Raw genomic sequence first — 12,798 nt, 5'->3', positions numbered from 1 at the left:
TATCAAATTTGAAAAATTATTATCTAAATTAAATCTAAATTTTCTTGTCAGATCAGAGTAATCAAACTTACTTAAAGCACAAAATTTATTACAGTCTCCATTTTCATCTATATATTTCTCCACATCTTCTGCTGTAGGTAAGCTTAGTATTTCATCTAGCATAGATTCTATTTCCTTTTTAGATGTGTTATTTATTATATATCTTGCTTTTAGTATAGATGATGGGCTCATACTAAACTCATCTAATCCCATGGCTAATAATAAAGGTATTAGTTTTTCATCTCCTGCTGCTTCTCCACACATACCAACCCATATACCTGCTTTATGACCATTTTCTATGGTCATCTTAATAAGTTTTAGTACTGCCGGATGATATTGACTATATAGATGGGATATATCCTGATTACCTCTATCTACAGCCACTGTGTATTGAATCAAGTCATTTGTTCCAATGCTAAAGAAGTCAACTTCTTTTGCAAATACATCGGAATGGACGGCTACAGCTGGTATTTCTACCATTATACCTACTTCAATATCTTCATTAAATGGAATATTTTCTTTTCTCAGTTCACTCTTTGCTTCCTCAAGTATCTTTTTAGCCTCTCTTATTTCTCTTATATTGGATATCATAGGAAACATAATTTTAATATTGCCAAAAGCAGAGGCTCTTAATAAAGCTCTCAATTGAGTTTTAAATATATCTACTCTATCTAGGCAGAGTCTAATAGCTCTATAGCCTAAAAATGGATTCATTTCCTCTGGAAGGTTCAAATAAGGAATATCTTTATCCCCACCAACGTCTAAGGTTCTTATTACAACTGGCTTCCCTTCTAATCTTTCAGCTACTATTTTATAGGATTCAAATTGTTCTTCTTCTGTGGGTAATCTATCGCTATCCATGTATAGAAATTCTGTTCTATATAATCCTATACCTTCTCCGTCATTTTCTATAACCTTATCTACATCCTTAGGAGTACCAATGTTTGCTGCTATTTCAACTTCTATTCCATCTTTTGATATACTCTCTTTGCCTTTCATTTCTTTTAACTTTAATTTGAACTCTTCGTAATCCTTTTTTTCCTTTTCATAAATTTTTATATCTTCAGGGGAGGGATTCAATAATACTAATCCTTCTCCTCCATCGATTATCATAAAGTCTCCATTCTTTGCTAAATTAGTTATGCCTTTTACTCCTGCTACTGCTGGGATTTCTAAAGTTCTAGCTATAATAGATGTATGAGAAGTTTTCCCACCAAATTCTGTTACAATACCTATTACCATTTTTTTATTCATTTGAGCAGTATCAGATGGGGTCAAATCTTCAGCTATTATAATAGATTCTTCTTTTATAGATCTAAGATCAGTACTTTCAACTCCCGATAATATTCTTAATAATCTCTTAGATACATCCTTTAAATCCAAAGCTCTTTCTTTTAGATATTCATCTTCAATATTTCCAAATAATGATATATAATAATCTGCTATCTCTTTTACAGCCCATTCTACATTTACCTTCTCTTCTTTTATTTTAGATTTTATACCATCATTAAACTCTGGATCTTCTATCATCATCTTGTGAGCATTAAATATTTCTGCTTCCTTTTCTCCTACTGTTTTTAAAGTATCCTCATATAATTCATTAATCTCCTTAACACCTTGTTCTATAGCCTTATCTAATCTTTCTATCTCACAATCTATGCTTTCAATTATTTTTTTTTCTACTGTAATTTCAGGTTCTTTATACACTAATACCTTTCCTAAAGAGATTCCTGATGAGGTTCCAATGGCTTTCATTTGAAATGCCTCCTATTCATTAAAATTATCATTGACTAATTTTACCAAAGCTTTTACTGCTGCTTCAGCATCACTACCTTCAGCTTGTATTAAAATAGCATCTCCCTTGCCTGCCCCCATACTTAATATACCCATAATACTCTTTGCATTATATTCTTTACCGTCTTTTATTACCTTTATGTCAGAAGCAAATCTAGAGGCCTCTTTTACAAATAAACTTGCTGGTCTAGCATGGAGACCTGTCTCATTTTTTAATGTAACTTCTTCTTTAAACATTATCTTTTCCTCCTTAATAATATTATTAATTAATTTGAAATAATATATAGCTTTTAAGCATATTTAGTATACTTATAATTATTTCCAATTTTTGATAAATAATGTTGTTTTATGCCCACATGAAAAGGTTTGCATAAAAAAGTAAGGTGCCAAATGGCACCTTACTAATATTCTTTAAATAATTCTTTTTTTGCTTTACATAGTGGACAAATTTCTTCTTCACCAGTTAGACTGATAAATCCACATACTGGACATAACAATACAGTTTTTGCTTCTAAATCCTTACCTTGATCTACAGCTTCTTTTGCTTTTGTAAATAGTTCTGCATGAACCTTTTCTGCTTCTATTGCAAATCTCATAGCTGATATTGCTCCTTTTTCATTTTGCATTTCAGCTACAGCTATGTACGCAGGATACATCTGTTCAACTTCAAATAGTTCTCCATCGATAGCTCCTTGAAGATTTTCTGATGTGGAGTTATAACCAAATCCTCCACCTGAAGTTACAGAGAAAGAACCTTTCTCATCTTTTAAAGCCTTAAAATGTAAAGTTGCATGTACCTCTTCTGCATCAGATGTTGCCATAAATAGTCTTGCTACTGTTGGGAACCCATCCTTTTCAGCTTTTTCACCCCAGATTCTATATCTCATATGTGCTTGGCTTTCTCCACCGTAAGCTGACCTTAAGTTTTCTGCTGTCATTGCATTCATATGTATTCCCCCTTCTCATATATTATTTATCATAATATATATACCATATTATATCCTTTTTAAACAGATAAGTCTAGAGCTAGAATTTGTAATTATTAACATTAAAGCTAACGACAGAGATAAAACTCTCTGTCGTTAATAGTATTTCTTTCTATTTAACTCATCTTGTACTATCATGAGGGCTTCTCCAAATCTTTGGAAATGTACTATTTCCCTTTCCCTTAGAAACCTTAAAGTATCTGTCACTCCAGGATCATCGCTTATATTTATTAACCATTCATAAGTTGCTCTTGCCTTTTCTTCTGCGGCCATATCTTCATGAAGGTCTGCTACAGGATCAGCTTTTGAGTTTATGAATGTAGCTGTCCAGGCCATTCCAGCTGCATTATGAGGAAATGGGCTTTTGCCATGATTTACATAATGAGCTTCAAAAGGCGTTCCTTTAATTTGGTCTACTGTAGCATCCTTCACGAGTCTCCACACTAAGGTTCCTATTATCTCCCAATGAGCTAATTCTTCTGTACCTATATCTGTTAATAGCCCTTTTGCTTGGTTAGTGGGCATGGTCCATCTTTGGGTTAAGTATCTAATTCCTGCTGACAATTCACCATCTGCACCACCAAATTGTTCTATTATCATAGCTGCCAGAGCAGGATTAGTAGTATCTACTCTAACAGGATATTGTAATTTCTTTTCATATATCCACATAATTTTCCCCCCTATTAGATATCAAAGTTAATTTCCCAAGGCCAAGGTTCGTTAATATAAGCCCAAGGGCAACCACTCATTCCAGTGTATTTTAATGGACCATATCTTGCTTGATATAATGATTCTAGTTCACTATATTTTTGAGAATTGGCATTATGGAGCCTTAAAGCTCTTTCATCTGTTGGATGGGTGTCCAGGTAAAGGCTGGTTTCAACTAATAAGAAGCTTACTTCCATTAGCTCCTTCAATAATCTTTTTTGTTCTCTATCCATAAAATCCACCTCCACTTAAACTCATTTTCTCCTTCTTATATGGCATATATAATTCAGGAAATAGAGTCCCTTTTTTAAGGGCTTCACTTGCGCTATATACTTGGTTCATAATCTGAAATGGTATATAGACCCTAGCTAATTGATTGTCTTTTCCCCTTTCATAATAATTTCCATTCATTTGCAATCCTCCTCATGTATATATTAATTTCTTTTCAATATATAGTACGTTTTATTTGCCTAATTGTTACAAAGATAAAATACAAAAATTGTAACTAATGGTAAGTTCAATTCATAGTATGAAAGTAAATAAAATGGAGAATTCCATTAATTTAAGGGGGTTGGATTAGATGGATTCAAAGAATCAACTTTCTTTAAGTAATCTTCCCATAGGAGATGTTGGAAAAGTTGAATATATAAAGGATAATAGCCTTAAGAGAAGATTTTTGGATTTAGGATTAATACCTAATACCAAAGTTAAGACTGAAAGATATAGTCCTGCTGGCAATCCAATTGCCTTTAATATTAGAGGTACCATAATAGCTATCCGAAGGGAAGAAGCTGAAAATATTTTAATTCGCAAAATATAGGTGGTGTGCTATGCTAGAGAAGATTTCTGACAATAATGTTTTTGATAATATAGTGATAGAAAATATAGACGATAAAATTATAATTGGTTTAGCTGGTAATCCAAATACAGGGAAAAGTACTCTGTTTAATTATTTAACGGGGTTAAAACAGCACACGGGTAATTGGCCAGGGAAAACTGTATCCAATGCTAAAGGATATTTCAGTTATGATAAAAAGGATTATATTTTAGTCGACCTTCCAGGCACCTATTCCCTATTTATAAATTCACAAGAAGAAGAAATAGCAAGGGATTTTATATGTTTTGGAAACCATAAAATAACTATAGTCTTAGTAGATGGAACTAACCTAGAGAGAAATTTAAATTTAGTCCTACAAATCATGGAAGCTACAGATAATGTAATAATGTGTATAAACTTAATGGATGAAGCTGAAAAAAAGGGTATAAAAATAGATATTAATAAATTAAAAGAAATATTAAAGATTCCCGTTGTCCCCATTGTTGCTAGAGAAGGTGTAGGGGTTGAAACTTTACTTGAAACTGTTAACCAAATAGTTAATAATAAATTAGAAATAAGACCTAATAAAACAACTTATGACAAAACCATAGAAAATTCTATAATGGAAATGGAAAATATATTGAAAGGACAATTGGATAGAAATTTCAATCTCCGTTGGATTGCATTAAGGTTAATGGATGGAGATTTGAATATGAAATTGCAAATTAAAAAATTATTACCAAAATCCAGTAATATTGATACCTTAATCCAAATAGATGATATTATAAATAAACATAATAATTTAGGTGAAAGAATTGTTACTACATTATATGAAAGGGCTGAAGCAATATCAGATAAAGTTATAAATATTAATCAAACAAATAATAGTTGGGACAAAAAAATAGATGATATACTTACAAATCGATTAATAGGTTATCCAATTATGTTGTTACTGTTAGGAATTATATTTTGGATTACAATTATAGGTTCTAATTATCCATCAGACTTATTATCTAAATTTCTATTCGGTATAGAGCCAAAATTAAGTCAAGTTTTCTCAATATTGAATCCACCAGATTGGCTCCATGGAATGTTAATATTTGGTGTATATAGAACATTAGCATGGGTAATATCCGTTATGCTTCCACCTATGGCCATATTTTTCCCATTGTTTACTTTATTAGAAGATTTAGGCTACTTGCCTAGGATTGCCTTTAATTTAGATAATTTCTTTAGAAGAGCTGGTACTCAAGGAAAACAAGCTCTAACTATGAGTATGGGATTTGGATGTAATGCTGCTGGAGTTATTTCCACAAGGATAATTGATTCTCCTCGGGAAAAACTTATAGCCATAATTACCAATAATTTTGTACCTTGTAATGGACGTTTTCCCATTATAATTACTATGGCCACCCTATTTATGGGTAGATTTTTTAGCGGTAAATATACTTCATTTATAGCTGCTTTTTATGTTCTTCTAATGGTTGTTATAGGAGTTTTAATTACAATTATAGCCTCCAAACTACTTTCTAAAACTATATTAAAAGGCGTACCCTCATCTTTTACCTTAGAGTTGCCTCCTTATAGGAAACCTCAGATAAGGAAAGTAATTATTCGAAGTATTTTTGATAGGACTTTATTTGTGTTAAGTAGAGCTATAATGGTAGCAGCTCCTGCTGGGATAATAACTTGGTTATTTACCAATATGAACTTAGGTGGAGAAAGTCTATTGAGTATATCAGCAAACTTTTTAAATCCCTTTGCCCAACTGATTGGATTAGATGGATTTATACTAATGGCGTTTTTATTAGGATTTCCTGCTAATGAAATAGTACTACCTATACTCATTATGAGCTATATGTCGGAAGGGGCTATTTTAGAATTAGACGATTTAAATACATTGCAAATGTTATTATTAAATAATGGCTGGACTTTTCTTACCGCCCTTAATTTCATGTTGTTTTCACTACTCCATTTCCCCTGTGGAACCACCTTGTTGGCAATAAAGAATGAAACAAATAGCATAAAATGGCCTTTATTTACACTTATGTTTACTACAAGTATTGCAATTTTTGTTACTTTCCTAGTAAATATACTATTTAAGTTAATTATATAACCAATTATAAAAATGGTCTCAATTAGAAAATAGAGACCATTTTTATAATTCATTTTTAAGCATTTCTTCATAAGTTTCTCTCTTTACTACTACCCTATCTATTTGATCTTTTATCATAACAACAGCAGGCTTTGGTATTTTGTTGTAATTACTTACCATAGAATAATTATATGCTCCAGTGGATAAAACAGCTAATATATCTCCTGCTTCAATTGGTGGGACTTCTAAATCCCAGATTAATATATCCCCTGATTCGCAACATTTACCAGCAATAGTAACAATTTGAGTAGATTCTTCATTGACCTTATTGGCTATTATACCTCTATACTTTGCTTGATACAAACTGGGCCTTGGATTATCAGTCATGCCCCCATCTATACTAGCATAAGTCCTCACTCCTGGTATTTCTTTTATTGACCCTATTGTATATAAGGTTATTCCTGCTTCTCCAACAACCCACCGTCCAGGTTCAATGATAATCCTAGGCATTTTCATATGAAATTTTTTACAACTTCTTTCTATTTCATTCATAATAGCATCTGTATAAAAGGAAATAGGTTTTCTTTCTTTATCTTTTATATATTGAATTCCATAACCTCCACCTACATTTAATTCTTTTGTTGTAAAATCAAATTTTCCCTTTACTTCTTTCATCAACTTAGTTGCATTTCTCACTGCTTCTATATAAGTAACACTGTCTGAAATCTGCGAACCTATGTGAAAATGAAATCCATGTAAATCTATATTACTCAAGTTCATTGCCCTTTCTACTGCTTCATATATAATACCTTCGCTTAATGGTATCCCAAATTTAGAATCTACTTGTCCTGTTTGGATATATTTATGGGTATGACTATTTACTCCTGGAGTAATCCTAAAAAGTATATTTATATATTTGCTATATTGTTTGCCAACATCATTTAATAGCATAAGTTCATATAGATTATCTACTATTATTCTACCTACTCCATATTTTACTGCCATTTCCAATTCATCAGGAGTTTTGTTATTGCCATGAAAAATAATTTTATGAGGAGGAAAATCTACTTCCATAGCTGTATATAGTTCACCGCCAGATACTACATCCATCCCAATTTTTTCTCTTTTGATTATTCTTGCCATTTCCTTAGTTAAAAAAGCTTTGCTGGCATAGAACATTTCAGTATTCTCATACTTTCCTAAAAAATCTCTTTTTATCTCTTGGATTCTATCTAAAATAATATTCTCAGACATAACATATAAGGGCGTCTTGTATTTTTTTGCAAGATATACTGTATCAACCCCTGCAAAATGGAAATTTTTCATTGCCATTCATCCTTTCAAATAATATTCCATCTGCTTATTTTAATAAGCAAAAATCATACCAATATATACCCCCATATATGCCAAAATAAAATCAGATATTTTTAAATAATTCCTAATTTCCGTACAACTCTTCTCATAAATGTATTGAAACCAGCTTAATTATATGTTTTTCGTAAAAACGCACTCTATTCCTTTATATAGGACTTTTATAATAAATATTTGTTTTATTAAAATTTCTTTTTATGGAGAAATTAGATATTCAATCCACAGCTACATAAATTTACAAGGTTTATCTTTTTTCTTTCTACATATAATACTATTACAATTTCATATTAAATATACAAAAATTAATTATACCTAAGAAGGGAGTGAATCGAATGGCAACTAACAAAACAGGAACAAATAAAATTCTAGTACCTGAAGCACGACAAGCATTAGATCAAATGAAATTAGAAATTGCTTCTGAACTTGGTATGTCAAACTACAATTCAATAGATAAAGGTAATCTACCATCTAGGCAAAATGGATATGTTGGTGGATATATGACGAAAAGATTGGTTCATATGGCACAGCAAAGTATGGGTGGAGGAACTACAACCAGATAGCATTAAAATAAAAGACAGGTCTAAGACCTGTCTTTTTGCTTTTCAATTTATGTTATTCCACTGGTTGCAAAGTTCTAGTTGCTAATTCCTTATCCAATAGATATATTCCTTGGAAATTTCCATCCATTCTTTTCAAATTCTTCAAAATTGAATCCATGCTATTCTCTTCTTCCAATTGTTCATCAACAAACCATTGTAAAAAACTTATTGACGCATGATTCTTTTCTTCTTTAGCCATATCCATTAGCTTATATATTTTACTTGTTACTAATCTTTCATGAGATAAAGCTTTTTCAAATACTTCTATTAAAGATTCATATTCATTTTTTGGTTCTTCCATTGCTAATGTTGTAACTCTTCCGCCCATGTCATTTATAAAGTCGAAGAATTTCATAGCATGAGTATATTCTTCTTGAGCTTGAACTATAAAGAAATTAGCAAAGCCATCATAATCTTCACTTGCACAATAGGCTGCCATAGCCATATAATAGTAGCCTGATAAAAGCTCAAAGTTAAATTGATTATTTAGTTCTTTTAATAATTTTTCAGACGCCATTTTCTAACCTCCTAAAGTCAATAAGTATTGATATCTAATTTGTAAATTTTACCCCTATGTATTATATATAACCAAAGTTTGTTTTATTAATCACAATAATCATTAATCCATAAGAATTATATTTAATGCTTCATAAATTTCATATCCTATTGTATCAGTTAGTGATAAATTATTATCTTTTAAGAATTGGATTAAAGAATATTTCATTCCTTCACCATATATTCCATCAAGAGCTCCTGTATAGTACCCTTTGATTTTTAACCTCTTTTGAACCTCCATTACATCCGAACCTCTATCTCCTGGCTTTATGTTTCTAAAATCATAGGCAAAAGGTCCATAATCACCATTTACTATAGTTACAGTAGTATTATAATCCACAATGCTAAAAAGTTCTTCTACATCTTTATTCCTCATCCTTATACAACCTGCTGAGGCATTAAAACCAATAGAGCCAGGTTTATTAGTTCCATGTATTCCATATTTACCCCAGGGTACATCTAATCCCATCCACCTGGAACCAAAACCCCCACCCCATTTAGCTTTCTCAATTATTTTAAATGTTCCCAATGGTGTAGGTGTGCCAGGCTTTCCAGTAGCAACTGCATAGTTTTTTATTATTTTATTTGAGGATAAGTCTGTAATAGAAAGTTGTTTTTTATCTACTTCAATTAATATAACCAGATGGTTCTTATCTATTTTTGAATAGGTATCTTTATTTTCATAATCAATATCCCTTTTAGTTAAAAAAAGATGAATATAATTTCCTATTACAATGACTACTAATACTAAAATAAATAGTAAAAGAATTATTTTTATTCTCTTATTCATCCTCTCATCCCCCCTATGTACTATTTATATGCTAAAACAAAATAATTAAAACTTTCTAATTATCATTTTGTTTAAAATGAAAAAGGACAGCTCAGTATAGCTATCCATTACCAAAGTTATGTACATAGGATAACTCCCTAAAATTATTAAAAGGGAGCTTAAAGTCATTCTACCCTTCTGGATTATAGGGCTGATATATTTCATATATAGCAAAATTCTCTTTACTCAATAACTTTACGATAGCAGGTATTTGCTGGACACTTATATTTAGTTCAATTCCATTATATTTCAACACCATATCATCTGGTTCTACTATATTAGATTGACGAATTACATCTACAATCCGATTTTCAGTATCAGGTATATTCATACCACCTATCATAAAAAATACTTTTTGTTTTTCATCTGAATAATCTTGTGAATTTAGTCTATTAATCAATAGAATTTTATTCATATTCAAGCTCCTTGCATAGTATTTTAGGCACATGCCTTCATAGCCAAGTATACATTTCTAATTATTTAGGTCATTAGGTATTCACTCCTCTTCCATATATTTTTATAAATTCAATAAAACTACCCATAAAAGTCCTTTATACTTTTATTTACCCAATTTTAATTAAATATTCACTTTTTTATAATATTTATTTAATTTTTATTGATAAATATTAAATTAATACCTATAGGTACCTTATATGCTAATCTATTGCTAGAAACTATTCAATATATTAAAATGAATAATAGATGATATTTTGATTTCTAATTGGAGGTAAAATTTGTGAAAAGCTATGTAGAGCAGCTGTCAGAATGTATTTTATTTAAAAAAATAAGAAAAGAAGAAATAATTAATATATTTAAAAAAATTCCTTATCAAATTGTAGAATATAATAAAAATCAGATAATGGCTATTGAAGGTGATAACTGCCATAGTCTCGGTATTATTTTAAAAGGAAAAGTAGAAATTCAAAAAATATTTCCATCTGGTCAAGTTACTACAATAAACAATTTTAAAGAAGGAAATATATTTGGAGAATCCCTTGTGTTTTCAGATAGGCATACCTACCCTGCAACTATAACTGCTATTGAGCCTTCAAAGATAATGTATATAGAAAAAGAAGAAATCATTAATCTCTCAATGTTAAATTCTGAAATATTAATTAATTTTGTTTCAGTTTTATCTGATAGAATATTAATGCTCAATGATAGAATATCTAATTTATCCCAAGATAGCCTCAGAAAAAAGATTTCAAATTTTCTATTATCTGAATATAAAAAACAGAATAATACTGTTTTAACCTTCTCCTATACAAGAAAAAAGATGGCAGAATTATTAAATATTCCAAGGCCTTCCCTATCCCGTGAACTAACAAAAATGAGGGATAAAGGCATAATCGATTTGGATAGAAACAAAATAGGTATATTAAGAATGGATTTATTAGAGGAATCTTTGCTTGAATAATATTTTGAGTATTTCAAATTTTAATTAGTGATTTTTATTAAAAAATGATATATTAAATATGGTGTCTAAAAGCTAAACCTTAAGGAGGAAAAAAATGAAATATGATATTATTATCGTTGGGGCTGGCCCTTGTGGTATATTCACAGCATTAGAGCTAAAAAAATCAAATCCTAATAAAAAAATATTAATCCTTGAAAAAGGAAACTCCATGGAAAAAAGAATTTGCCCTAAACGAAAAACAGGAATATGTGTTAATTGTAATCCATGCAATATTACTACAGGTTTTGCAGGAGCTGGGGCTTATTCCGATGGAAAATTATCCTTGTCCCCAGATGTAGGAGGAAATTTACCTAAATATTTAGGATATGAGGAAACTCAAAATCTAATAGATTATGTGGATAATATATATTTAAATTTTGGTGCAGATGAAAAAATATATGGTATTGGCAGTAAAAATGAAATACAAGAGATAAGAAAAAAAGCTATTAGAAGTAATTTAAAATTAGTAGAATGCCCCATAAGACATATGGGAACAGAAGAAGGCTATGCTATTTATAAAAAAATAGAAAAACATCTAATGGATATAGGTATTAATTTAAGTTTTAGAAATCCTGTTAAGGATATTATCCTAGATGAAAATAGAAATATTAAAGGGGTTATAGCCAATAAAGAATATTACTCAGATAAAGTAGTAATATCCGTTGGTCGGGAAGGTTCAGACTGGTTGAGGCACCTTTGCATTAAACATAATATCCTTACCGAGACTGGAGATGTAGATATAGGCGTAAGAGTAGAGACTAGAAATGAAATAATGGAAGAGATAAATGAAGTAATGTATGAAAGTAAACTTATATATTATGCTCCAACTTTTGATGATAAAGTAAGAACCTTTTGTTCAAATCCTGGTGGAGAAGTTTCCACAGAATATTATGATGGAAATTTGGCTGTAGTCAATGGTCATAGTTATAAATCTGACAAATTAAAGACTGAGAATACTAATTTTGCCTTATTAGTAACAAAGCATTTTACTAAACCTTTTAATTCTCCTATAGAATATGGAATGCATATTGCGAAACTTGGTAATATGCTTTCTGGTAATAAGGTGTTAGTTCAAAGATATGGTGATTATAAACGTGGCAGAAGGACTACAGATGATAGGCTTTATAGAAATAATATTATTCCTACATTAAAGGATGCAGTACCAGGGGATTTAAGCCTTGTACTACCTTATAGGATTTTAAAAAGTATTGATGATATGTTAATTGCATTAGACAACGTGGCACCTGGCCTTGCTAGTGATGAAACCTTACTTTACGGTGTAGAAGTGAAATTCTATTCTAACAAAGTAATAACCAGTGATGAATTTGAAACCAATATTCCTGGTCTATATGTAGGTGGAGACGGAGCAGGAATTACAAGGGGACTTATGCAAGCTAGTGTAAATGGAGTTGTACTGGGAAGAAATCTGAGTTGAAAATTTGTAACGATTTTGTCATAATTTTGTTACATAATTATAATATTGTTGTGTTTTTCCCCAATCCTTATATAATATAGATAATTGATAAATTTAAAAGGAGGTCGTGAAGAT

Annotated in this window: 15 protein-coding genes; 5 read left to right on the top strand and 10 right to left on the bottom strand. The window is 30.6% G+C overall.

Translation table 11 applies throughout. The annotated features are described in order from the left end of the window. The 6 genes from ptsP to C3E90_RS05415 all read right to left on the bottom strand — a co-directional run. A partial coding sequence (ptsP, locus tag C3E90_RS05440; protein WP_236914652.1) for a phosphoenolpyruvate--protein phosphotransferase occupies positions 1 to 1,794 on the bottom strand: 1,794 nt, incomplete at its 3' end. 12 nt (positions 1,795 to 1,806) lie between these two features. Continuing rightward, positions 1,807 to 2,070: an HPr family phosphocarrier protein gene (locus tag C3E90_RS05435; RefSeq protein ID WP_236914651.1), complete on the bottom strand. Its 264-nt coding sequence runs from the start codon at positions 2,068 to 2,070 to the stop codon at positions 1,807 to 1,809. A gap of 164 nt (positions 2,071 to 2,234) precedes the next feature. After that, entirely contained in the window at positions 2,235 to 2,780 is a 546-nt protein-coding gene (locus C3E90_RS05430) for a rubrerythrin family protein (protein ID WP_236914650.1), read from the bottom strand. A gap of 135 nt (positions 2,781 to 2,915) precedes the next feature. After that, entirely contained in the window at positions 2,916 to 3,488 is a 573-nt protein-coding gene (locus C3E90_RS05425; RefSeq protein WP_236914649.1) for a manganese catalase family protein, read from the bottom strand. A 14-nt stretch (positions 3,489 to 3,502) separates the two neighbouring features. Next, positions 3,503 to 3,760 (bottom strand): spore coat protein CotJB, encoded by a 258-nt coding sequence (locus tag C3E90_RS05420; protein WP_236914648.1) that lies wholly within the window; start codon positions 3,758 to 3,760, stop codon positions 3,503 to 3,505. Further along, on the bottom strand, positions 3,753 to 3,938 hold the full coding sequence (locus tag C3E90_RS05415; protein ID WP_236914647.1) for a spore coat associated protein CotJA: 186 nt from the start codon (positions 3,936 to 3,938) through the stop codon (positions 3,753 to 3,755). The genes C3E90_RS05420 and C3E90_RS05415 overlap by 8 nt, the downstream gene beginning before the upstream one ends. Positions 3,939 to 4,107: 169 nt before the next feature. On the opposite strand from C3E90_RS05415, the gene C3E90_RS05410 reads away from it, so the two are divergent. Together C3E90_RS05410 and feoB are read left to right on the top strand one after the other, a co-directional pair. Beyond that, positions 4,108 to 4,347 carry a FeoA family protein gene (locus C3E90_RS05410; protein ID WP_236914646.1) on the top strand — a complete coding sequence of 80 codons (240 nt, stop codon included), beginning with the start codon at positions 4,108 to 4,110 and terminating at the stop codon, positions 4,345 to 4,347. A gap of 10 nt (positions 4,348 to 4,357) precedes the next feature. Then, positions 4,358 to 6,460 (top strand): ferrous iron transport protein B, encoded by a 2,103-nt coding sequence (gene feoB, locus C3E90_RS05405; RefSeq protein ID WP_236914645.1) that lies wholly within the window; start codon positions 4,358 to 4,360, stop codon positions 6,458 to 6,460. Between the two features lie 42 nt (positions 6,461 to 6,502). On the opposite strand, the gene lysA is transcribed toward feoB, so the two are convergent. Next, positions 6,503 to 7,765: a diaminopimelate decarboxylase gene (gene lysA, locus C3E90_RS05400; protein WP_236914644.1), complete on the bottom strand. Its 1,263-nt coding sequence runs from the start codon at positions 7,763 to 7,765 to the stop codon at positions 6,503 to 6,505. A gap of 377 nt (positions 7,766 to 8,142) precedes the next feature. Here lysA and C3E90_RS05395 point away from each other — a divergent pair, with 377 nt between their 5' ends. Continuing rightward, positions 8,143 to 8,370, top strand: coding sequence for an alpha/beta-type small acid-soluble spore protein (locus tag C3E90_RS05395; protein ID WP_236914643.1), 228 nt, complete (start codon positions 8,143 to 8,145; stop codon positions 8,368 to 8,370). 52 nt (positions 8,371 to 8,422) lie between these two features. Here the strand turns inward: C3E90_RS05395 and C3E90_RS05390 are convergent, their stop codons facing one another. From C3E90_RS05390 to C3E90_RS05380, 3 genes are all read right to left on the bottom strand, one after another. Further along, positions 8,423 to 8,926, bottom strand: coding sequence for a ferritin (locus tag C3E90_RS05390; protein WP_236914642.1), 504 nt, complete (start codon positions 8,924 to 8,926; stop codon positions 8,423 to 8,425). A 102-nt stretch (positions 8,927 to 9,028) separates the two neighbouring features. Continuing rightward, entirely contained in the window at positions 9,029 to 9,754 is a 726-nt protein-coding gene (locus C3E90_RS05385; RefSeq protein WP_236914641.1) for a L,D-transpeptidase family protein, read from the bottom strand. Positions 9,755 to 9,923: 169 nt separating this feature from the next. Continuing rightward, positions 9,924 to 10,208, bottom strand: coding sequence for a hypothetical protein (locus tag C3E90_RS05380; RefSeq protein WP_236914640.1), 285 nt, complete (start codon positions 10,206 to 10,208; stop codon positions 9,924 to 9,926). Between the two features lie 321 nt (positions 10,209 to 10,529). On the opposite strand from C3E90_RS05380, the gene C3E90_RS05375 reads away from it, so the two are divergent. Both C3E90_RS05375 and C3E90_RS05370 read left to right on the top strand, forming a co-directional pair. Then, positions 10,530 to 11,210 carry a Crp/Fnr family transcriptional regulator gene (locus tag C3E90_RS05375; protein WP_236914639.1) on the top strand — a complete coding sequence of 227 codons (681 nt, stop codon included), beginning with the start codon at positions 10,530 to 10,532 and terminating at the stop codon, positions 11,208 to 11,210. A gap of 94 nt (positions 11,211 to 11,304) precedes the next feature. Continuing rightward, complete coding sequence (locus C3E90_RS05370; protein ID WP_236914638.1) at positions 11,305 to 12,684, top strand: NAD(P)/FAD-dependent oxidoreductase; 1,380 nt, start codon at positions 11,305 to 11,307, stop codon at positions 12,682 to 12,684. Positions 12,685 to 12,798 lie beyond the last annotated feature (114 nt).

It is taken from the genome of Clostridium sp. Cult2 (assembly GCF_021655075.1).
Taxonomy (GTDB): Bacteria; Bacillota; Clostridia; order Tissierellales; family Tepidimicrobiaceae; genus Schnuerera.
This window is presented reverse-complemented; position numbering and strand designations above follow the sequence as displayed.

What these genes read in the sequence shown, in the direction of transcription:
- C3E90_RS05435 (WP_236914651.1), bottom strand. Translation starts at nt 2,070, where the DNA reads ATGTTTAAAGAAGAAGTTACATTAAAAAATGAGACAGGTCTCCATGCT.
- C3E90_RS05430 (WP_236914650.1), bottom strand. Translation starts at nt 2,780, where the DNA reads ATGAATGCAATGACAGCAGAAAACTTAAGGTCAGCTTACGGTGGAGAA.
- C3E90_RS05425 (WP_236914649.1), bottom strand. Translation starts at nt 3,488, where the DNA reads ATGTGGATATATGAAAAGAAATTACAATATCCTGTTAGAGTAGATACT.
- C3E90_RS05420 (WP_236914648.1), bottom strand. Translation starts at nt 3,760, where the DNA reads ATGGATAGAGAACAAAAAAGATTATTGAAGGAGCTAATGGAAGTAAGC.
- C3E90_RS05415 (WP_236914647.1), bottom strand. Translation starts at nt 3,938, where the DNA reads ATGAATGGAAATTATTATGAAAGGGGAAAAGACAATCAATTAGCTAGG.
- C3E90_RS05410 (WP_236914646.1), top strand. Translation starts at nt 4,108, where the DNA reads ATGGATTCAAAGAATCAACTTTCTTTAAGTAATCTTCCCATAGGAGAT.
- feoB (WP_236914645.1), top strand. Translation starts at nt 4,358, where the DNA reads ATGCTAGAGAAGATTTCTGACAATAATGTTTTTGATAATATAGTGATA.
- lysA (WP_236914644.1), bottom strand. Translation starts at nt 7,765, where the DNA reads ATGAAAAATTTCCATTTTGCAGGGGTTGATACAGTATATCTTGCAAAA.
- C3E90_RS05395 (WP_236914643.1), top strand. Translation starts at nt 8,143, where the DNA reads ATGGCAACTAACAAAACAGGAACAAATAAAATTCTAGTACCTGAAGCA.
- C3E90_RS05390 (WP_236914642.1), bottom strand. Translation starts at nt 8,926, where the DNA reads ATGGCGTCTGAAAAATTATTAAAAGAACTAAATAATCAATTTAACTTT.
- C3E90_RS05385 (WP_236914641.1), bottom strand. Translation starts at nt 9,754, where the DNA reads ATGAATAAGAGAATAAAAATAATTCTTTTACTATTTATTTTAGTATTA.
- C3E90_RS05380 (WP_236914640.1), bottom strand. Translation starts at nt 10,208, where the DNA reads ATGAATAAAATTCTATTGATTAATAGACTAAATTCACAAGATTATTCA.
- C3E90_RS05370 (WP_236914638.1), top strand. Translation starts at nt 11,305, where the DNA reads ATGAAATATGATATTATTATCGTTGGGGCTGGCCCTTGTGGTATATTC.